A 19,704-nucleotide genomic window follows, 5' to 3' on the forward strand; every position below is an offset into this window, starting at 1 on the left:
ACTTTGTCAGCCCCGCCGGCGTTTGAGGCGCGGGGGTCCGGGGGCGGAGCCCCCGGTTCGGGAAGGGGCGGGGAGGGGAAAGGCGAGACGCCCCCGCCCGTCACATCCCGCCGCCCAGTTCCTTCCGCCCGTCGTCCCCCTTGCCGAGCTTCCGCTCGCGTTCCCGCTCCGCCCGCTCCGCCTTGAGCCGCTGCTTCTCCGCCCGGGTGAGCTTGCGCTCCACGCCCACGCCGCCCATCAGCGCCAGTCCCCTGATGATCACGCGGGGTGCGCCCGGGTCCGGGTCCGCCTCGACGCTGCCGTGCTCGTCGAAGCCGCCCATCAGGCCGATGCCCCTGACCTCCACGTTCAGGCCGGGCGGGACGACGACCTGGATGCCGCCCATGACCGCGACGCAGTCGATCACGGTCTCGCGGTCCTCGAACCGGGCCTCCCGCAGGTCCAGCTCGCCGCCGCCCATCAGCGTGAACGCCGTGAACCTGCGGCCGACCGTCCATGTCCCCCGGCGGGAGAAGCCGCCCCAGAACGAGAACGCGCCGCTCGACGTCGCGGGCCCCCCGACGCGCCCCGCCCAGGAGGCACGCGCCGGTGTCGTGGTGGACGCCGCGCCCGACGGCGTGCCCGGCGCCGGCAGGTCCCGTACCAGCGGCTCCAGCTCGCCGTGCGTACGCGCACGGTAGGCCGCGTCCAGGCGCTGGTCGAACTCCTCCATGTCGAGGCGGCCCTCGGCCACGGCGTCCCGCAACCGCTCGGCGACCCGCTCCCTCTCGGCATCGGAGGCACGCATCTCAGGGAGTTCGCTCGTCATACCGCCAGACTAGTCAAGCAAGCGGTCCGGCAGAACGTTCCGCGTACATCTTCGCGATCACCGCTTCGATGTCCGGCTCCCGCACCGACAGGTCCATCAGCGGATACCGTTCGGCCAGCGCCGCGACCAGCGGCGCCGCCGAGACGGACGCCGGGAAGGCCAGCCACTGCCGCGGCCCCTCGACCTTCAGCGTCCGCGCCGACCCGATCTCGATCGGCGGCAGTTCCCGCTCCAGGTCCACGACCAGGGTGCGCTCGCTCTCCCCCACCTCGTGCAACCCGGCCAGAGGTCCGTCGTACATGAGCCGCCCGTGGTCGATGACCATGACCCGCTTGCACAGTTGCTCGATGTCGGTCAGATCGTGTGTGGTGAGCAGGACCGTCGTGCCGCGTTCCGCGTTCAGGTCCCGCAGGAACCCCCGCACCTTGGCCTTGGAGATCACGTCGAGGCCGATCGTCGGCTCGTCCAGGTACAGCACTTCAGGGTCGTGCAGCAGCGCCGCGGCGATGTCGCCCCGCATCCGCTGCCCCAGCGAGAGCTGACGCACCGGCACGTCCAACAGCTCCGCCAGGTCCAGCAGTTCGACGCAGCGGTCCAGGTTCTGCCGGAAGGTGGCGTCGGGGATGCGGTACATGCGGTGCATGAGGCGGTACGAGTCGCGCAGCGGCAGGTCCCACCACAGCGTGGTGCGCTGGCCGAAGACCACCCCGATCCGCTGCGCCAGCCGGGTCCGCTCCCGCGACGGGTCGATGCCCGCGACCCGGAGCCGGCCGCCGCTGGGCGTGAGGATGCCGGTGAGCATCTTGATCGTGGTGGACTTGCCGGCGCCGTTCGGTCCGATGTAGCCGACCATCTCGCCGCGCGGGACGGTGAAACTGATCCCGTCCACCGCCCGCACCTGGTACTTCTCCCGGCGCAGCCGTCCGACCTTGCGGCGTACGTCGAAGACCTTCTCGACGCCGTCGAGTTCGATGAAATCCACTGTGTCCTCAGCTTCCGGTACTGCGGTACGAACGGAGCCCGACCCGCCAGGCCAGTCCGGCGAGTCCGAGGCAGCCCGCGGCGACGAAGGGCGGCAGTAGGGCGAACCAGTCGGGCAGACCGAGCGGGTCCTCGCGGCCCAGCACGTACAGCGACGGCATCCAGTTGACGAAGGCCAGCGGCACGACGAACGTCACTCCGCGCACCAGGTCCTTCGCGAAGATCGACGGCGGGTACTGAAGCAGCGTGTTCCCGCCGTAGGTGAAGGAGCTCTGCACCTCGGCCGCGTCCTGCGCGAAGAACTGGAACGCGCCGCCCGCCACGAACACCGACGCGAAGATCGCCCCGCCGCACAGCAGCATCAGCGGCACCATCGCCGCCTTGGCCGCCGTCCACTCGACGTCGAGCGTCCACAGCGCGTACGCGAGCACCAGCAGCCCCTGTGTCACCCGGCCGAGCCGGCGCAGCGCGAACCGGTCGGCGGCGACCTGCGCGAGGACCGGCACGGGGCGTACCAGCAGGGTGTCCAGGGTGCCGTCGCGCACCCGCCGGCCGAGCCGGTCCATCGAGCCCATCACGAGGTCGGCGAGGCCGAAGGCGGTGCTGGTGGTTCCGTACAGGAACGCGATCTCGGGCAGCGAGTAGCCGCCCAGCGCGTCGACGTGCGAGAACATGAGCAGGATCGCGACGAAGTCGAACGCGGTGGCCGCGAAGTTCCCGAGCGTCGTCATCGCGAACGACGCGCGGTAGGCCATCGTCGAGCGCACCCACATCGCCACGATCAGCCCGTACGCCCTGAGCGCGTCAGCCACCCTGGACCACCACCCGGCGGGTCGCCACGGTCTGCAGCATCCGGCCGGCCGCGAGCAGCGCGAGCGCCCAGCCGCCCTGGAAGGCGTACACCTGGAGCAGGTCCCACCCGGTGTGCTTGCCGAGGAACACGTCCGCGGGCACCTGGAGCAGCGACGACCAGGGCAGTGCCCGTGCCACCTCGCCCAGCAGGCCCGGGAAGAGGCTCAGCGGCAGCAGCATCCCCGAGAAGAACAGCCCCGCCAGCCAGCACATCTGCATCACACCGGCGCCGTCCATCAGCCAGAACGCCGACAGCGACACCAGGAACCGCACCGCGAAGCTCACCACCACGCCGAGCGCCACGGACAGCAGGAACGCCGCCCAGGTCCATGGCGACGCGGGCAGTGCCAGGTCGAACGCCAGGGCGCCGAGCACCATCGGCACGATGCCCCGTCCGAGCAGATGGAAGGCGGCCCGGCCCAGGTCGCCCGCCAGCCACCAGAGTTGGAGGTCGGCGGGGCGGTAGAGGTCGATGGCGATGTCGCCGGTACGGATCCGCTCGATCAGCTCGTCCTCGAAACCGCCGCCCATCATGGCGCAGGTCATCAGCAGCGCCTGTCCCAGCCACACATAGGTGAGCGCTTCCGACTGGTCGTACCCGCCGAGCTGCGGACGCTCGTCCCACAGGGCGATATAGGTGTACGCCAGGATGAACCCGAAAACGGTGTTGGTGAACACCCCTGCCGCCGTCGCCACCCGATACGTCGCATAGCGCCGGAACCCACCCGCTGCGACGACCGCGTAAAGCCGCACAGCCGCTCCCCCCTCCACGCGTCCGTCCAGGCACCAAAGCGCACGACCCTAGCCCAGGGCGACTGGCCATCGCGAGGGGATTTACGACGCCGAAAGCGCCCGGATACGGGGGTTATCGATACAAAAAGTGCAGTATGTGTGCCATGAGCGACGAGCCGCAGCAGCAGGGCTGGACACCCCGGGACGCGACGGCAGCCGACCCGCCCGACACGGACAAGCGGCCCGGCACGGAGACCGGCCCCGACGACACGGACCGGCCCCCCGGGGAGGACGACACCCCCGAGGCGGACGAGGCACGCGCCGACGACGGTCCACGCGCCGCCGACGACGGGGAAAGCGGCGACGCCCAGGAAGGCGCCGACGACGAGGCCCCCGCCACGGAAAAAGCGGCGCCCACGGACGAGGACCCCGACGGCGACGGCGACGAGGAACCCGACGAGCCGGTCCCCTCCACGCACACGGCACACACCGGGGCCACCGCGACCGCCGCGGTGAAGACCGGCAAGAAGAAGGGCCGCGCATCCCGCCCCAAGCGCACCGGCTGGCGTCGCGCCGTCCCCACCTGGCGCGTCACACTCGGCGCCCTGCTCTTCGCCTCACTGCTCGTCATCGGCGGCCTCGTCACCGGCTACCTGCTCGTCGACATCCCGCCCGCCAACGCCGCGGCCACCGCCCAGACCAACGTCTACCTCTACGAGGACGGCACCCACATCGCCCGCGACGGCGACGTCAACCGCGAGAACGTCTCCCTGGACAAGATCCCCCTCCCCGTCCGGCGCGCCGTACTCGCCGCCGAGGACCGCGACTTCTACAGCGCGCCCGCCATCGACCCGATGGCCATGGTGCGCGCAGCCTGGAACACCGTCACCGGCAAGGGCAAACAGTCCGGCTCCACCATCACCCAGCAGTACGTCAAGAACTACTACCTCGGCCAGGAACAGACCATCACCCGCAAGGTGAAGGAGTTCTTCATCGCGATCAAGCTCGGCCGCAACCAGAGCAAGGACGAGATCCTCGAGGGCTACCTCAACACCAGCTACTTCGGCCGCAACGCCTACGGCATCCAGGCCGCCGCCCACGCCTACTACGGCAAGGACGTCCAGGACGTCGACATCGCACAGGGCGCCTACCTCGCCTCCCTCCTCAACGCGCCCAACGCCTACGACGTCGCCACCTACCCCGAGAACAAGCAGGCGGCGCTCGCCCGGTGGAAGTACGTCCTCGGCGGCATGGTGAAGGAGAAGTGGCTCAGCTCCGAGGACCGGGCGGACCTGACCTTCCCGATGCCGGAACGGGCCAAGCCCGTCAGCGGACTCTCCGGCCAGGGCGGCTACATCGTCCAGGCCGTGAAGGAGTACCTCGCGGCACGCGGCATCCTCGACGAGAAGACGCTCGCCACCGGCGGCCACCGGATCACCACCACACTCCAGCGCGGCAAGCAGGACGCACTCTCCGCCGCCGTCGACGAGCAGGTGATCTCGGAACTCGACAGCGAACGCGACGCCGACCGCAACGTCCGCGTCGGCGGCGTCTCCGTCGAACCGGCCACCGGCAAGGTCGTCGCCATGTACGGCGGCATCGACTACACCAAACAGTTCGTCAACAACGCCACCCGCCGCGACTACCAGGTCGGCTCCACCTTCAAACCGTTCGTCATCGCCGCCGCCGTGGAGAACCGCTCCACCACCCAGGACGGCCACCCCATCAACCCCAACACCGTCTACGTCGGCGACAGCAAACGCCCCGTCCAGGGCTGGACCGGCGCACGCTACGCCCCCGAGAACGAGGACGACGTCTCCTACGGTCCCATCCCCGTCCGCAGAGCCGCCGACGAATCCGTCAACGCCGTCTTCGCGCAGATGGCGGTCGACGTCGGCCCCTCCCGCGTCATGGACACCGCCATCGCCCTCGGCATCCCCAAGACCACTCCCGACCTCAGCCCCTCCCCCTCCATCGCCCTCGGCCCGGCCACCGCCAGCGTCCTCGACATGGCGGGCGCGTACGCCACCCTCGCCAACCACGGCGAACACACCGAGCACACACTCGTCGAGAGCATCACCAAGAACGGCACCGAAGTGCCGCTCCCCGAACCGAGCACCGAACAGGCCGTCAGCCGCGAGGCCGCCGACACCACCACCGCCGTCCTGCGCGGCGTCGTCGACGGCGGCACCGGCTCCGCCGCCCAGTCCGCCGGCCGCCCCGCCGCCGGCAAGACCGGCACCGCGGAGGAGGACCGGGCCGCCTGGTTCGCCGGCTACACCCCCGAACTGGCCACCGTCGTCGCCGTCATGGGCCAGAACCCGAAGACCGGCGCCCAGACACCGCTGTACGGGGCACTGGGCATGGGACGCATCAACGGCGGCGGCGCCCCCGCCCAGATCTGGGGCCAGTACACGGCCGCCGCCCTCGAAGGCACCCCCGTCCAGGGCTTCGACCTGCGACTCGCGCCCGGCTCGAACGAACCGCCGCCGGGACAGCGGGACCCCGAGAACCAGGAGTCCGGCAACCCCGAGGACCCCTACCGGCCCCGCGACCCCGGCGAGCAGGCCGGCAACGGACGCGACGGAGGCCCCTACGGAGTCGGCGGCGCGGGCAGCCGGCCCGGCGCGGGCCAGGCAACCGGCACCGGCCCCGCGGGCCCGTCCGGACGGACCCCCCGCACACCGACCGGGGCCGGCAGCCCCGCCGCACCCCTCACACCGGCCGCACCCGCCCCGGCGACGCCCCCGACCGGCCCCACCGGCCCGGCCGCCCGGCCCCACTGACCACCGAACCCACCGGCCCCGACGGAACCCGGCGGCCTCGGAGCACCCGGCAGCCCGTAGCGGCTCAGTGCCCCGAGGTCGCCTTGAGACCGACCACCGCCACCAGCAGCAGACACACGAAGAAGATCCGGGCGGCGGTCACCGGCTCGTCCAGCACCAGCATGCCGACCACGGCCGCACCGGCCGCACCGATCCCGACCCACACGCCGTAGGCCGTGCCGATCGGCAGGGACTTCGCCGCATACGACAGCAGCAGCATGCTCGCGACGATCCCCGCACCGGTGAACACACTCGGCCACAGCCTGGTGAAACCCTCGGTGAACTTCATACCGATCGACCAGCCCACCTCGAGCAGACCGGCGACAACAAGCAGGACCCAGGCCATGACGGCACCTCCGAGACGCGGAACAACGCGAACAACAACGGGGTGCGTCGTCTTTTCCTACCCGGTACGGCGCGTCTCGTCGGGGTCCCTCCAACGTAGCAAAACGCGCCCCCGGAGCAGACGAAAGGGCCGGTGACCTCCGCCACCGGCCCTGCCTGCCGCCTCGAGAAAGCCCGCGTACAGGCCCTACAGATACAGCCCCGTCGAATCCTCCGAGCCCTGGAAACGGTCGGCCGCCACCGCGTGCAGATCCCGCTCCCGCATCAACGCGTACGCGACGCCCCGCACCTCGACCTCCGCCCGGTCCTCCGGGTCGTACAGCACCCGGTCCCCGGGCTCCACCGTCCGCACGCTCTGCCCGACCGCGACCACCTCGGCCCAGGACAGACGCCGGCCCACCGCCGCGGTCGCCGGGATGACGATGCCGCCGGTGGAACGCCGCTCACCCTCCGGGATGTCGGTCCTCACCAGCACACGGTCGTGCAGCATCCGGATGGGCAGCTTGTCGTGCTGGGGGCTGTGCTCATGGCTCTTGGCGCTCACGCGACGAACCTACCTGCCACGGACACCCCCATGGGCCTCAGGGTCACAAACGCCGCCTGCGCGCCGACACGGCGAGCAGACCCACCAGACCGACCGCCACCAGCGCCACCGGCACCAGCCGCTCCAGCCTCGGCGACCCGTCCTCCGACACGAACTGCGCCTTCACGTCCGAGACGGACCGGTTCACCGCGACGAAAGCACGCCCGGCCGTCCGGTCCACCGTCGAGGCGACCTTGGCCTTCGCGTCACCGATGACCGTCTTGGGGTGCACACGCACACCGATCTCGTCGAGCGTCTCGGCGAGCCGCTCGCGCCTGCGGACGATGTCCGCCTCGATCTGCGCAGGGGTCCTGGCATCCGACACCGCGCTGCCTCCGTGGTCGTGTCCGGTAGTCCTTCGTCGACAGTCTGTCAGCTCACCCGCCACCGCACCCGACGGCACCCCCATTACGCTCGACGCCGTACGCCCCGAAGCACACCGAGGAGAACCATGAGCGAGCGACTCCAGCCCGGCGACACCGCCCCCGCCTTCACCCTTCCCGACGCCGACGGCAACGAGGTCTCGCTCGCGGACCACAAGGGCCGCAAGGTGATCGTGTACTTCTACCCCGCCGCACTCACCCCCGGCTGCACCAAGCAGGCCTGCGACTTCACGGACAACCTCGAACTGCTGGCCGGAGCCGGCTACGACGTCATCGGCGTGTCGCCGGACAAGCCCGAGAAGCTGGCGAAGTTCCGCGAGAAGGAGGACCTCAAGGTCACGCTCGTCGGCGACCCCTCCAAGGAGGTCCTTGAGGCATACGGCGCATTCGGCGAGAAGAAGCTCTACGGCAAGACGGTGACCGGCGTGATCCGCTCCACGGTCGTCGTCGACGAGGAGGGCAAGGTCGAGCGCGCCCTGTACAACGTCAAGGCCACCGGGCATGTCGCGAAAATCATCAAGGACCTCGGCATCTGAGCCGCACCCCCTCCCCCCTTTCCACACCCTTCCCGGCCGTTCGCACACTGCGTGACCGAAGTCCCATTCGCATGGGACTTCGGTTTGCGGTTGGCGCGCGGAAGCAGACGATTCTCTTGGAAGAGGAGTCCAGGAAAGGAACAGGTCATGGCGGAAAGCGGCCAGGAACCGACGGCCGATCCCGCAGCGATCAAGCGACACCCCGTACTCTTCCGCACGATCAAACAGCGGAGGAACCCCAGACTCCGGCGGACCGACATCACGGTCACCGACGAAGCGGCAGTACGGCGCGCGGTGAAAGCCGCCTCGCTCGGCAACGCCATGGAGTGGTTCGACTTCGGGATCTACAGCTACCTGGCCGTCACCATCGGCCACGTCTTCTTCCCCTCCGGGAACGACACGGTCCAGCTGCTCTCCTCCTTCGCGACCTTCGCCGTCGCCTTCCTCGTTCGCCCGCTCGGCGGCATGGTCTTCGGCCCGCTGGGTGACAAGATCGGCCGCAAGAAGGTGCTGGCCGCGACCATGATCATGATGGCGATCGGCACCGGCGCCATCGGCCTGATCCCCTCGTACGCCACCATCGGATTCTGGGCGCCCGCCCTGCTGATCCTCTTCCGCCTCGTACAAGGCTTCTCCACCGGCGGCGAATACGGCGGCGCGTCCACCTTCATCGCCGAATACGCCCCCGACAAACGACGCGGCTTCTTCGGCAGCTTCCTCGAACTCGGCACACTCGCCGGCTACGTCGGCGCGGCCGGGCTGGTCACCCTCCTCACCGCATGGCTCGGCAGCGACGCCATGGAGGCCTGGGGCTGGCGGCTGCCCTTCCTCGTCGCCGCGCCACTGGGCCTCGTCGGCGTCTACCTGCGACTGAAGCTCGACGAGACCCCGGCCTTCCAGAGGCTCGAAGCGGAGTCCGCGCACGCCCCCGATACGGCGGAGACCGTCGAGACGACGGCCACGGGCGACCTCGCCGACATCTTCCGCAGGTACTGGCCGACGCTGATCCTGTGCATCGCCCTCGTCGGCGCGTACAACATCACCGACTACATGCTGCTGTCGTACATGCCGACGTACCTGTCCGACGAGCTCGGCTACAGCGAGACGCACGGCCTGCTCATCCTGATCGGCGTCATGGTCTGCCTCATGGCGATCATCAACCAGGTGGGCCGCCTGAACGACCGCTACGGCCGCAAACCCCTGCTCATGGCGGGCATGCTCGGCTTCCTCTTCCTGTCGGCACCCGCGTTCCTGCTGATCGGCCAGGGGAGCATCCTGGCGATCTCCGCGGGCATGCTGATGCTGGGCCTGTCCCTGGTCTGCCTGCTCGGCACCATGTCCGCTGCCCTGCCGGCGCTGTTCCCCACCCACGTCAGGTACGGCTCCCTCTCCGTCGGCTACAACCTCTCCGCCTCCCTCTTCGGCGGCACCACCCCCCTGGTGATCACGGCCCTGATCAGCCTCACCGGCAGCAACCTGATGCCGGCCTACTACTCGATGGCGGCGGCGCTGGTCGGCGTGATCGCGGTGGCGTGCATGAAGGAGACCGCCCAGAAGCCCCTGGAGGGCTCGCCCCCGTCGGTGAGCACAAAGGAGGAGGCCGCGGACATGGTCCTGGCGGCGGCCCCGGAGCCGAAGTTCTGACCGCTTCACGACGGCCGGCCCGCCCGGCAACCGGGGCGGGCCGTTCCGTTTATCGGCAGTAACCGTCCGATAAACGGTTCGTTACTCCGTACGAGACCGCGAACACGCGGCCGGGGACGGAGGGGACGATGCCAGCTAGCCCGTATACACGACAACGCCTCGCGGAGGCGGCGGAATCGTCGCGGACGCTGAGCGAGACGCTGGAGAAACTGGGGGTGGATCCGAAGAACAAGGCACGCCGGGCTTACTTGCGTGACCGACTCCGCCGCCTTGGTGTCTCCACATCGCACTTCGAGCGCGAAGGGCATCGATGGAGCCGCGAACTCCTCGATGCCGCTGTCAGAGAGTCGACCAACATGTGTCAGGTGCTGCGCAACCTCGGCCTTGACGTTCTGGGAGGTCAGCACACCCACATCAGTCGCCGCATCCGGGCATTGGGCATCGACACATCGCACTTCGAATCACGGGCGCGCACGGAGCGCATGCGAACCAACAGCCGCCGCCGGTCCGCTGCCGAAATTCTGGTCAGGAAGCCTACGGACGACACCACGCGCACATCGAACCAGTTGCTAAAGCGTGCGCTGGCAGAGTCGGGGGTGGCGCAGTCGTGTGCACTGTGCGGCCTGGACGCAGCCTGGCAGGGCTGTCCTCTGCCACTCGAGGTGGACCACATCGATGGGGACTGGCGGAACAACTGTCTGGACAATCTTCGACTGCTCTGCCCGAACTGCCACTCGTCCACCGACACATACAGGGGGCGGAAACGCAGATTGCACACGATCGACAGGCAACCACGATGACCTCACGAACGGCATACACCCGCGAGCTGTTGAGCGATGCGGCACTGCGCTGCAGCAACATCGACGAAGTCATCGCCTTCCTCGGCACGTCACCGTACGCGAAGCTCGACCGATACCTCATGAAGCGCTTCGCCCACTTCGGGATCGATGTCTCGCACTTCTCGACGCGGCAACGTCGACCACGCCCTGCCACCGATGAGTTGCGACATGCGGTCAGCTCCTCAATATCCCTCGCAGAGGCACTACGTCTTCTGGGCCGACGGGACAATGGCGGCCAGCGCGCCCTGCTGCGCCGTTGGATCAAGGAAGAGGGCATCTCCATTGACCACTTCCTGGGACAGGCTCATCAACGTGGGAAGCCCGGCCCGACCGCCCGCCTCCATGCCGACGAGGTCCTGGTCAAGCGCGAACAGAACGGTCGCACCCGAACGGTCATTCTGCGCCGCGCACTCCTGGACATCGGAATTCCGGAACGGTGCGCCCGCTGTGGCACGGGACCGGTCTGGCGTGGCAAGCCGATGACGCTCGAGGTCGATCACATCAACGGCGTTCCCGGGGACGACAGACGGGAGAACCTTCGGCTGCTGTGTCCCAACTGCCATGCGATCACCGGCACATGGTGTCGGGGCGGAGGCCGACGCCCGACTCATCACGGGCCACCTTCACGAGTCCCGGACCCATCCCGGTAGCATGACAGGCAGCTAGCGGCGGTGGTGCAATGGTGACACAGCAGACTTAGGATCTGTGGCCCCTGACCGGGCTTGAGGGTTCGAATCCCTTCCGCCGCACGTGAACGGCCTGCGAATCGATGGATCGATTCGCAGGCCGTTTCTCTTGAGTTCAGCCCAGCAGTTCCTTCACCACCGGCACCAGTGCCCGGAACGCCTTGCCCCGGTGGCTGATCGCGTTCTTCTCGTCCGGGGTGAGTTCCGCGCAGGTACGACTGTCGCCCTCCGGCTGGAGGATCGGGTCGTAGCCGAAGCCGTTCGTGCCGTGCGGGGAGCGGCGGAGGGTGCCGCGGAGGCGGCCTTCCACGACGCGTTCCGTGCCGTCGGGGAGGGCGAGGGCGGCCGCGCAGGCGAAGTGGGCGCCGCGGTGGGGGGTGTCGATGTCGAGGAGTTGCGCGAGGAGCAGTTCGAGGTTCGCCTGATCGTCGCCGTGGCGGCCGGACCACCTCGCGGAGAAGATGCCGGGCGCGCCGCCGAGGACGTCGACGCAGAGGCCGGAGTCGTCGGCGACGGCGGGCAGGCCGGTGGCCTTGGCGAGGGCGTGCGCCTTGAGGAGGGCGTTCTCGGCGAAGGTGACGCCGGTCTCCTTGACGTCCGGGATCTCCGGGTAGGCGTCCGCGCCGACGAGTTCGTGGGTGACGCCCGCGTCGGCGAGGATGGCCTTGAGTTCGGTGATCTTTCCGGCGTTGCGTGTGGCGAGGATCAGTCGGGTCATGTCCCGATTATCGGGGTCACCCGGGGGTGCAGACCTTGCCGATCTCGGTGGCCGCGTCGGTGACGGGGGTGATGTCGGGGGTGGCGTCGCCGTTCTCGATGGACTTGCGGACGTTGTCGACGCCGGTGCCGAGGTCGTCGACGGCCTTGGTGAGGTCGGCGTTGTCGGTCTTGTCGCCGAGGCCGGCGAGTTCGCGGTCTATGTCGTCGAGTGCCTCGCGGGCCTTGGTGGGGTCATCGGTGGCGCTGGCGACGGCCTCTTGGAGCTTGTTGACGCTGGTGGCGATGGCGTCGGCCGTCTCGACGCAGTCGAGTGCCTTGTCGAGGGCGCTGCAGCCGGCGGCTGCGGGCACGATGAGGGCAGCGGCGGCGATGGTGAGTGCGATGCGGCGGCGCGCAGACATTCTGACGGTCCTCCCCGGATACGGACGGGCGCACGGTTCGGCCCGTGCGCCCGTATCGGATACGACGCCCCGTGGGGGCTTCTTGGTTGCTTCTTTACCTGGCGGTTTCTGTCCGTCGGCTGCTCTTGGCGGCGGACGGAGTGTGTCTGCCGCCGGCGGTTATCGGGGGTTCTGCCCGAGGGCCTCGGCCTGGAGGGCGGCGAGGTCGGCGCAGCCTCCGGTGGCGAGGTCGAGGAGTGCGTTGAGCTCCTTGCGGTCGAAGGGCTCGGCCTCCGCGGTGCCCTGGACCTCGACGAAGCGGCCGTCGCCGGTGCAGACGACGTTCATGTCGGTCTCGGCGCGGACGTCCTCCTCGTAGCAGAGGTCGAGGAGGGGGGTGCCGTCGACGATGCCGACGCTGACGGCGGCGACGGTGCCGGTGAGGGGCTTGCGGCCGGGCTTGACGATCTTTTTGGTCTGGGCCCAGGCGATGGCGTCGGCGAGGGCCACGTAGGCGCCGGTGATGGCGGCGGTGCGGGTTCCGCCGTCGGCCTGGAGGACGTCGCAGTCGAGGACGACGGTGTTCTCGCCGAGTGCCTTGTAGTCGATGACGGCGCGGAGGGAGCGGCCGATGAGGCGGCTGATCTCGTGGGTGCGGCCGCCGATCTTGCCGCGTACGGATTCGCGGTCGCCGCGGGTGTTGGTGGAGCGGGGGAGCATCGAGTATTCGGAGGTGACCCAGCCTTCGCCGCTGCCCTTGCGCCAGCGGGGGACGCCTTCGGTGAAGGAGGCGGTGCAGAAGACCTTGGTGTCTCCGAAGGAGATGAGGACGGAGCCCTCGGCGTGCTTGCTCCATCCGCGTTCGATGGTGACGGGGCGGAGCTGTTCGGGGGTGCGGCCGTCGATTCGAGACATGGCGCCGAGCCTATCGGCAGATGGGTGAGGGGCCTGTTCCGCTCGGCCGGATCAGGCCCCTCGTGCGTCGGTGTCCGCTCAGGTCACATCATGTCTTCGATGTCGGCGGCGATCGGGTCGGCGTCGGTGCCGATGACGACCTGGACGGCGGTGCCCATCTTGACGACGCCGTGGGCGCCGGCGGCCTTGAGGGCGGCTTCGTCGACAAGGCTGGGGTCCGCGACCTCGGTACGGAGGCGGGTGATGCAGCCTTCGATCTCCTCGATGTTGTCGATGCCGCCGAGCCCGGCGACGATCTTCTCAGCCTTGCTGGCCATGTCTTTCTCCCTGCGTTCGGAGCGTTGAGCGTCCGGCCCACCGCCTCGGCCCACCGTAGGTCCGGGTTGTCACGGTAACGCACGGTTGGCCCATCTTCACGGGCGAGTAACCGTCTTGTATCGAAAGATGACGATCACCGGTGCCCTGTCTCGCGACCGGGCCCCAGGACCGTATCGCGACTGGTCTACACCAGTCTGCAACAGCAGCCAAACCAGGCCTGTTCCGGGAGGACGCCGATGAGCACCGAGAGCGCGGCAGCGCCGCGGCGGAAGTGGTGGAACGGACTCTTCCAGGGACTGCAGAAGATCGGCCGCAGCCTGCAGCTGCCGGTCGCGGTGCTGCCCGCGGCGGGCCTGCTGGTCAGCCTCGGCAACCTGTTCGGCGCCTCGTTGGACGGCCCGTTCTGGGAGCGGACCTCGGAGGTCCTGATCAAGGGCGGGGGCGGCATCCTCGACGGCAGCCTGGGCCTGCCCCTGCTGTTCTGCATCGGCGTCGCGATCGGTTTCGCGAAGAAGGCCGACGGTTCGACCGCTCTCGCGGCGGTGGCGGGCTTCCTCGTCTACTTCAACGTCCTCAAGGCGTTCCCGGTCGACGGCACGGTGACGGAGGCGATGCCGGACGGCACGCCGCAGAATCCGGGCGTGCTCGGCGGCATCCTGATCGGCCTGCTGACGGCCGTGATCTGGCAGCGCTACCACCGCACCCGGCTGGTGGACTGGCTGGGCTTCTTCAACGGGCGCCGGCTCGTCCCGATCATCATGGCGTTCCTCTGCTGTGTGCTGGGTGTGCTGTTCGGCCTGCTGTGGGACCCGGTCGGCGACGCGCTGACGGCGTTCTCGAAGCGGCTGATCGACCTCGGGGCCTGGGGCGCGGGCATCTTCGGTGTCGCGAACCGGCTGCTGATCCCGATCGGCATGCACCAGTTCCTGAACACGTTCTTCTGGTTCCAGGCGGGTGAGTACCAGGGCGAGGACGACGCGGTGGTGCAGGGGGACCTGACCCGCTTCTTCGCGGGGGACCCCGACGCGGGTCTGTTCATGTCGGGCTTCTTCCCGATCATGATGTTCGGGCTTCCCGCGGCCGCCCTGGCGATCACCCACTGCGCGCGCCCGGAGCACCGCAAGCGCGTGGCCGGCCTGATGTTCTCGGTCGGCCTGACGTCGTTCGTGACGGGTGTGACGGAGCCGATCGAGTTCTCCTTCATGTTCGTGGCGCCGCTGCTGTACGGGCTGCACGCCCTGCTGACGGGGGCGTCGATGGCGATCACCTGGGCGCTGGGGGTGCACGCGGGCTTCAGCTTCTCCGCGGGTCTGATCGACTACGTCGTCAACTGGCACCTGGATACGAAGCCGTGGCTGATCCTGCCGATCGGAGCCGGGTTCGCGGTGGTCTACTACGTCGTCTTCCGGCTGGCGATCACTTTGTTCAACATCCCTACACCTGGGCGGGAGCCGGAGGAGGTCCAGGAGGAGTTGGACCGGGAAGCGACCAAGTAGAGCCGCCGACCAGGCAGGGAAGGCCTCCGGGACCTCGGGTCCCGGAGGTCTTTTGCACGCATTGACCGGATCGTTATCGGGTCCGGAAAATTCGCAGGTTCCTTATCTAACCCTCACCGTGCTACAACAGGTCTACACCACTCAATGGTGTAGACCATGCGGTCCAGACCACAGGCCGCATTCCCCTTTTTGAGACGCCGCCCTCCCCCGTAGTTGTGTCCTCTGGCGGCGCCTTGCCCACTGGAGGAAGTTGATGTCCACGGCCAGCGCCGCCCCAGAGGCGGACAAGAAGAAGACGGGCGCAGGCGTGATGGCTGTCATGCAGCGCATCGGCCGCAGCCTGATGCTGCCCGTCGCCGTGCTGCCCGCCGCCGCGCTCCTGGTGCGCTTCGGCCAGGCGGACATGCTCGGCAAGGAGTCGTTCCCCGGGTTCATCACCAAGATCGCCGGTTACATGGCGGCCGGTGGTGGCGCTCTGCTCGACAACATGCCGCTGCTGTTCGCCGTCGGCATCGCCATCGGCTTCGCGAAGAAGTCCGACGGTTCGACCGCGCTCGCGGCCGTGACCGGCTACCTGGTCTTCAAGAGCGTGCTGGCCCAGTTCACGGACAGCAACCTGCCGAAGGTCGCCGCCGTCGCGGACGGCAAGATCGTCATGAACGAGGCCCCGGTGAACGCCGGTGTCCTCGGCGGTGTGGTCATGGGCATCGTCGTCGCCCTGCTGTACCAGCGCTTCTACCGCACCAAGCTGCCCGACTGGGCGGGCTTCTTCGGCGGCCGGCGCCTGGTCCCGATCCTCTCCGCCTTCGCGGGTCTGGTCATCGGTGTCGTCTTCGGTCTGATCTGGCCCTGGCTCGGCGCCGGTCTGCACAACCTCGGTGAGTGGCTGGTCGGTTCCGGCGCGGTCGGCGCGGGCATCTTCGGTGTCGCCAACCGGGCCCTGATCCCCGTCGGCATGCACCACCTGCTGAACTCGTTCCCGTGGCTCCAGGCCGGCTCCTACGAGGGCAAGAGCGGCGACATCGCGCGCTTCCTCGCCGGCGACCCGACGGCCGGACAGTTCATGACCGGCTTCTTCCCGATCATGATGTTCGCCCTCCCGGCGGCCTGCCTCGCGATCGTGCACTGTGCCCGCCCCGAGCGCCGCAAGGTCGTCGGCGGCATGATGTTCTCCCTCGCGCTGACCTCGTTCGTCACCGGTGTGACCGAGCCGATCGAGTTCACCTTCATGTTCATCGCGCCGGTGCTGTACGCGATCCACGCCGTGCTGACCGGTGTCTCCATGGCGCTGACCTGGGCGCTCGGGATGAAGGACGGCTTCGGCTTCTCCGCCGGCGCGATCGACTTCCTGCTCAACCTGGGTATCGCGTCCAACCCGTGGGGCCTGGCCCTGGTCGGCCTCTGCTTCGCGGCGGTCTACTACGTGGTGTTCCGCTTCGCGATCACCAAGTTCAACCTCCCCACGCCGGGCCGCGAGTCCGACGAGGAGCTCGCAGAGCTGCAGAAGGCCGAGGCGAAGTAGCCCTCGCGTCACCACGGCCAAGGCCCCTGTCCTCCGTCGGGAGGGCAGGGGCCTTGGCCGTTGCCTGTGCGGCCGGGGCCGGCGGGCCGGTCGGCCGTCAGATCTCGTAGACCGCGCCGGGACGCGCGACCTCCGTCGGGCCGTCGTACACGGCCCGGGCGTCGCGCAGCGTCTGCCCGGGGTCCGTCCACGGCGGGATGTGGGTCAGGACGAGCCGGCCCGCGTTCGCGCGCCGGGCGTAGGCCCCGGCCTCCCGGCCGTTGAGGTGGAGGTCCGGGATGTCCTCCTTGCCGTGCGTGAAGGACGCCTCGCACAGGAAGAGGTCCGCGCCTGCGGCGAGGTCGTCGAGCGCGTCGCACACACCGGTGTCGCCCGAGTACGTCAGCGTCCTGCCGCCGTGCTCCAGCCGGATTCCGTACGCCTCGACGGGATGCGCCAGCCTCTCCGTGAAGACGGAGAAGGGGCCGATCTCGAAGTGCCCCGGCTTCAAAGTGTGGAAGTCGAACACCTCGCTCATGGAGGAGGCGGAAGGCGTGTCGGCGTAGGCCGTGGTCAGACGCTGTTCGGTGCCCTCTGGTCCGTGGACCGGGATGGGGGCGCAGCGGCCGCCGTCGTGGCGGTAGTAGCGGGCCACGAAGTACCCGCACATGTCGATGCAGTGGTCCGCGTGAAGGTGGCTGAGGAAGATGGCGTCGAGATCGTAGAGACCACAGTGGCGCTGCAACTCTCCGAGGGCGCCGTTGCCCATGTCGAGGAGCAGCCGGAAGCCGTCGGCCTCTACGAGGTAGCTCGAGCAGGCCGATTCCGCGGACGGGAACGACCCGGAGCAGCCGACGACGGTGAGCTTCATGGAGCTGGAACCTCCGTTGACGGGGAGGGCTGGGGGAAGGTCGTGCGGTGCGTCGAGCGTAAGGCGCGAAACGGCCGGTCGCTCCTCAGCCGCCCCGTGTTGTGGGTAACGTCACCCCCCGTCCCGGGTCGGGAACGAGGGGTGACATCGCCTGGTTCGTATGAAGTTGTGACCGCTCACGGTCTTCGGGTGTCCGGCCCTCCGCGCCTCTGGCCGATCATGACCGGGGTCAGGCCCAGAGCTGGCCCTGCAGTGTCTCGATCGCCGCCTCCGTCGTCTCCGCGGTGTAGACGCCCGTCGACAGGTACTTCCATCCGCCGTCGGCCACCACGAACACGATGTCCGCGGGCTCTCCGGCCTTGACGGCCTTCTTCCCGACGCCGATCGCGGCGTGCAGGGCGGCGCCGGTGGAGACGCCCGCGAAGATGCCCTCCTGCTGGAGGAGTTCGCGGGTGCGGGTGACCGCGTCCGCCGAGCCGACCGAGAAGCGGGTGGTCAGCACGGACGCGTCGTACAGCTCGGGGACGAAGCCCTCGTCGAGGTTGCGCAGGCCGTAGACGAGGTCGTCGTAGCGCGGTTCGGCGGCCACGATCTTCACGTCGGGCTTGTTCTCGCGCAGGTAACGTCCGACGCCCATGAGGGTGCCCGTGGTGCCGAGGCCCGCGACGAAGTGCGTGACGGACGGCAGGTCGGCGAGGATCTCCGGGCCGGTGGTGGCGTAGTGGGCGCCGGCGTTGTCCGGGTTTCCGTACTGGTAGAGCATCACCCAGGACGGGTTCTGCTCGGCGAGCTCCTTGGCCACGCGTACGGCCGTGTTGGAGCCGCCGGCCGCGGGCGACGGGATGATCTCGGCGCCCCACATCTTCAGCAGGTCACGCCGTTCCTGCGAGGTGTTCTCGGGCATGACGCAGACGATGCTGTAGCCCTTGAGCTTGGCCGCCATCGCCAGCGAGATGCCGGTGTTGCCGCTGGTGGGCTCGAGGATGGTGCAGCCCGGGGTGAGGCGGCCGTCCTTCTCCGCCTGCTCGACCATGTGGAGCGCGGGGCGGTCCTTGATCGAGCCGGTGGGGTTGCGGTCCTCGAGCTTGGCCCAGATGCGGACGTCGTCGGAGGGCGACAGCCGCGGGAGCCGGACCAGCGGCGTGTTGCCTACGGCCGCGAGCGGGGAGTCGTATCGCATCAGCGATCAGACCATGCCGCCGGCGACGGCCGGCAGGATCGTGACGCTGTCGCCGTCGGCGAGCTTGGTGGAGATGCCGTCGAGGAAGCGGACGTCCTCGTCATTCAGGTAGACGTTCACGAAGCGGCGCAGCTGCTCGCCCTCGACGATGCGCTCCTGGATGCCGTTGTGGCGGGACTCGAGGTCGGCGAAGAGCTCGGCGAGGGTGTCCCCGTTGCCCTCGACGGCCTTGGCGCCGCCGGTGTAGGTGCGGAGGATGGTCGGGATGCGGACCTCGATGGCCATGACGTGGGCTCCTGTTGTGGAAGGTGGCGTAGGGGCGCGCGGCTGTGGCCCCCGCGCGAGGGGGTGTGGCTGGAGTGCGCTGTTCCGTCAGGCTGTGCCGTGGGAACGACAGGGCGCGGCCGTACACATCGCGCTGGCGAGGCGGCACAGGTCGACGTGCAGCCGCGCCACGAGCAGCAGAGTGCTCGGCGTCTTGTCGCTCACGTCAGGGGGAACCATGCGCTCATCGTATCGATTCCCGGGCCGTCTCCCGGAGTGTGATCTCGCATGGTGGACGTTATGCGCTCAGGATGCGGACCTGGGGCGTTCGGAGGGGGTTCGTCCCGCTCTGCGCCGGGTGTGCTCGGCGTGGCGGGACCTGCTCGTCAGGCGCCCGCGGCGGCGGCTCAGTACGCCTCCACGACCTTCACGTCCTCTTCGGTGATCTCGCCGTCCACGATGCGGAACGAGCGGAACTGGAAGGGCCCCGCGTCGTCGGTGTCCGCCGTGGAGACCAGGACGTAGTGGGCGCCGGGCTCGTTGGCGTAGCTGACGTCGGTGCGGGAGGGGTACGCCTCGGTCGCGGTGTGCGAGTGGTAGATGATCACGGGCTCCTCGTCCCGGTCGTCCAGCTCGCGGTAGAGCTTGAGCAGATCGCCCGAGTCGAACTCGTAGAACGTGGGCGAACGGGCCGCGTTGAGCATCGGGATGAAGCGCTCGGGGCGGCCGGAGCCCTCCGGTCCGGCGACGACGCCGCAGGCCTCGTCCGGGTGGTCCTCGCGGGCGTGGGCGACGATCTGGTCGAAGAGGGCCTGGGTGATGGTCAGCATGGGCCACAGGATAGG

The 19,704-nt window shown here is 69.1% G+C and carries 23 protein-coding genes, 1 tRNA gene and 1 riboswitch; of the genes, 8 read left to right on the top strand and 16 right to left on the bottom strand.

Features of this window, described 5'->3' with window-relative positions; translation table 11 throughout:
- Positions 1 to 100: 100 nt before the first annotated feature.
- The 4 genes from AB0K36_RS14750 to AB0K36_RS14765 are packed head-to-tail and all read right to left on the bottom strand — an operon-like array spanning position 101 to position 3,394.
- The gene (locus AB0K36_RS14750) at positions 101 to 808 is read right to left on the bottom strand and encodes a DUF1707 SHOCT-like domain-containing protein (protein WP_364593314.1); all 708 of its coding nucleotides are present in this window, start codon (positions 806 to 808) and stop codon (positions 101 to 103) included.
- A 13-nt stretch (positions 809 to 821) separates the two neighbouring features.
- Positions 822 to 1,790, bottom strand: a complete 969-nt coding sequence (locus AB0K36_RS14755) for an ABC transporter ATP-binding protein (RefSeq protein WP_364593316.1) — start codon at positions 1,788 to 1,790, stop codon at positions 822 to 824.
- A 7-nt stretch (positions 1,791 to 1,797) separates the two neighbouring features.
- Positions 1,798 to 2,601 (bottom strand): ABC transporter permease, encoded by an 804-nt coding sequence (locus AB0K36_RS14760; RefSeq protein WP_364593319.1) that lies wholly within the window; start codon positions 2,599 to 2,601, stop codon positions 1,798 to 1,800.
- Positions 2,594 to 3,394: an ABC transporter permease gene (locus tag AB0K36_RS14765; RefSeq protein ID WP_364593322.1), complete on the bottom strand. Its 801-nt coding sequence runs from the start codon at positions 3,392 to 3,394 to the stop codon at positions 2,594 to 2,596. The genes AB0K36_RS14760 and AB0K36_RS14765 overlap by 8 nt, the downstream gene beginning before the upstream one ends.
- 143 nt (positions 3,395 to 3,537) lie before the next feature.
- On the opposite strand from AB0K36_RS14765, the gene AB0K36_RS14770 reads away from it, so the two are divergent.
- Positions 3,538 to 6,159 carry a transglycosylase domain-containing protein gene (locus AB0K36_RS14770; RefSeq protein ID WP_364593325.1) on the top strand — a complete coding sequence of 874 codons (2,622 nt, stop codon included), beginning with the start codon at positions 3,538 to 3,540 and terminating at the stop codon, positions 6,157 to 6,159.
- 64 nt (positions 6,160 to 6,223) lie between these two features.
- Here the strand turns inward: AB0K36_RS14770 and AB0K36_RS14775 are convergent, their stop codons facing one another.
- The 3 genes from AB0K36_RS14775 to AB0K36_RS14785 all read right to left on the bottom strand — a co-directional run bounded on the left by AB0K36_RS14775 (position 6,224) and on the right by AB0K36_RS14785 (position 7,451).
- Positions 6,224 to 6,544 carry a DMT family transporter gene (locus AB0K36_RS14775; protein WP_159691667.1) on the bottom strand — a complete coding sequence of 107 codons (321 nt, stop codon included), beginning with the start codon at positions 6,542 to 6,544 and terminating at the stop codon, positions 6,224 to 6,226.
- 41 nt (positions 6,545 to 6,585) lie between these two features.
- A riboswitch (guanidine-III (ykkC-III) riboswitch) is annotated at positions 6,586 to 6,649 on the bottom strand.
- Positions 6,650 to 6,730: 81 nt separating this feature from the next.
- Complete coding sequence (locus AB0K36_RS14780) at positions 6,731 to 7,087, bottom strand: GroES family chaperonin (protein WP_005317038.1); 357 nt, start codon at positions 7,085 to 7,087, stop codon at positions 6,731 to 6,733.
- A gap of 43 nt (positions 7,088 to 7,130) precedes the next feature.
- Complete coding sequence (locus tag AB0K36_RS14785) at positions 7,131 to 7,451, bottom strand: DUF3618 domain-containing protein (RefSeq protein WP_189467490.1); 321 nt, start codon at positions 7,449 to 7,451, stop codon at positions 7,131 to 7,133.
- A gap of 126 nt (positions 7,452 to 7,577) precedes the next feature.
- Between AB0K36_RS14785 and bcp the strand changes: the two genes are divergently transcribed.
- The 5 genes from bcp (at position 7,578) to AB0K36_RS14810 (ending at position 11,277) form a co-directional block, all read left to right on the top strand.
- Positions 7,578 to 8,045 (top strand): thioredoxin-dependent thiol peroxidase, encoded by a 468-nt coding sequence (bcp, locus tag AB0K36_RS14790; RefSeq protein WP_364593330.1) that lies wholly within the window; start codon positions 7,578 to 7,580, stop codon positions 8,043 to 8,045.
- Positions 8,046 to 8,192: 147 nt separating this feature from the next.
- On the top strand, positions 8,193 to 9,689 hold the full coding sequence (gene proP / locus AB0K36_RS14795) for a glycine betaine/L-proline transporter ProP (RefSeq protein WP_364593333.1): 1,497 nt from the start codon (positions 8,193 to 8,195) through the stop codon (positions 9,687 to 9,689).
- A 128-nt stretch (positions 9,690 to 9,817) separates the two neighbouring features.
- Positions 9,818 to 10,489, top strand: a complete 672-nt coding sequence (locus tag AB0K36_RS14800) for an HNH endonuclease signature motif containing protein (protein WP_364593336.1) — start codon at positions 9,818 to 9,820, stop codon at positions 10,487 to 10,489.
- Positions 10,486 to 11,178: an HNH endonuclease gene (locus AB0K36_RS14805; protein ID WP_364593339.1), complete on the top strand. Its 693-nt coding sequence runs from the start codon at positions 10,486 to 10,488 to the stop codon at positions 11,176 to 11,178. Before AB0K36_RS14800 ends, AB0K36_RS14805 begins: the two co-directional genes overlap by 4 nt.
- A 15-nt stretch (positions 11,179 to 11,193) precedes the next feature.
- A tRNA-Leu gene (locus tag AB0K36_RS14810) sits at positions 11,194 to 11,277 on the top strand.
- A gap of 52 nt (positions 11,278 to 11,329) precedes the next feature.
- On the opposite strand, the gene rdgB is transcribed toward AB0K36_RS14810, so the two are convergent.
- The 4 genes from rdgB to AB0K36_RS14830 form a co-directional block, all read right to left on the bottom strand.
- Positions 11,330 to 11,932 (bottom strand): RdgB/HAM1 family non-canonical purine NTP pyrophosphatase, encoded by a 603-nt coding sequence (gene rdgB / locus AB0K36_RS14815; protein WP_364593342.1) that lies wholly within the window; start codon positions 11,930 to 11,932, stop codon positions 11,330 to 11,332.
- Between the two features lie 16 nt (positions 11,933 to 11,948).
- The gene (locus AB0K36_RS14820; protein WP_364593345.1) at positions 11,949 to 12,335 is read right to left on the bottom strand and encodes a DUF8711 family protein; all 387 of its coding nucleotides are present in this window, start codon (positions 12,333 to 12,335) and stop codon (positions 11,949 to 11,951) included.
- Positions 12,336 to 12,494: 159 nt separating this feature from the next.
- Positions 12,495 to 13,229, bottom strand: a complete 735-nt coding sequence (rph, locus tag AB0K36_RS14825) for a ribonuclease PH (protein ID WP_364593348.1) — start codon at positions 13,227 to 13,229, stop codon at positions 12,495 to 12,497.
- Positions 13,230 to 13,312: 83 nt separating this feature from the next.
- Positions 13,313 to 13,600: a PTS sugar transporter subunit IIB gene (locus AB0K36_RS14830; RefSeq protein ID WP_268247311.1), complete on the bottom strand. Its 288-nt coding sequence runs from the start codon at positions 13,598 to 13,600 to the stop codon at positions 13,313 to 13,315.
- 183 nt (positions 13,601 to 13,783) lie between these two features.
- Here AB0K36_RS14830 and AB0K36_RS14835 point away from each other — a divergent pair, with 183 nt between their 5' ends.
- Together AB0K36_RS14835 and AB0K36_RS14840 are read left to right on the top strand one after the other, a co-directional pair.
- Positions 13,784 to 15,043 carry a PTS transporter subunit EIIC gene (locus AB0K36_RS14835; RefSeq protein ID WP_364593351.1) on the top strand — a complete coding sequence of 420 codons (1,260 nt, stop codon included), beginning with the start codon at positions 13,784 to 13,786 and terminating at the stop codon, positions 15,041 to 15,043.
- Positions 15,044 to 15,296: 253 nt separating this feature from the next.
- Complete coding sequence (locus tag AB0K36_RS14840; RefSeq protein WP_364593354.1) at positions 15,297 to 16,565, top strand: PTS transporter subunit EIIC; 1,269 nt, start codon at positions 15,297 to 15,299, stop codon at positions 16,563 to 16,565.
- A 97-nt stretch (positions 16,566 to 16,662) separates the two neighbouring features.
- Here AB0K36_RS14840 and AB0K36_RS14845 read toward each other — a convergent pair whose 3' ends face one another.
- The 5 genes from AB0K36_RS14845 to AB0K36_RS14865 form a co-directional block, all read right to left on the bottom strand.
- The gene (locus AB0K36_RS14845) at positions 16,663 to 17,415 is read right to left on the bottom strand and encodes an MBL fold metallo-hydrolase (protein WP_189467475.1); all 753 of its coding nucleotides are present in this window, start codon (positions 17,413 to 17,415) and stop codon (positions 16,663 to 16,665) included.
- Between the two features lie 229 nt (positions 17,416 to 17,644).
- Positions 17,645 to 18,595 (bottom strand): PLP-dependent cysteine synthase family protein, encoded by a 951-nt coding sequence (locus tag AB0K36_RS14850; RefSeq protein ID WP_364593357.1) that lies wholly within the window; start codon positions 18,593 to 18,595, stop codon positions 17,645 to 17,647.
- Positions 18,596 to 18,601: 6 nt separating this feature from the next.
- Positions 18,602 to 18,880 (bottom strand): MoaD/ThiS family protein, encoded by a 279-nt coding sequence (locus tag AB0K36_RS14855; RefSeq protein ID WP_189467471.1) that lies wholly within the window; start codon positions 18,878 to 18,880, stop codon positions 18,602 to 18,604.
- Positions 18,881 to 18,967: 87 nt separating this feature from the next.
- A complete protein-coding gene (locus AB0K36_RS14860) occupies positions 18,968 to 19,099 on the bottom strand; it encodes a putative leader peptide (RefSeq protein ID WP_268247309.1) in 132 nt (43 codons plus the stop codon).
- A gap of 167 nt (positions 19,100 to 19,266) precedes the next feature.
- Positions 19,267 to 19,689 (bottom strand): M67 family metallopeptidase, encoded by a 423-nt coding sequence (locus tag AB0K36_RS14865; RefSeq protein ID WP_005317009.1) that lies wholly within the window; start codon positions 19,687 to 19,689, stop codon positions 19,267 to 19,269.
- Positions 19,690 to 19,704 lie beyond the last annotated feature (15 nt).

It is taken from the genome of Streptomyces kurssanovii (genome assembly GCF_040677245.1).
Lineage (GTDB): Bacteria > Actinomycetota > Actinomycetes > Streptomycetales > Streptomycetaceae > Streptomyces > Streptomyces kurssanovii.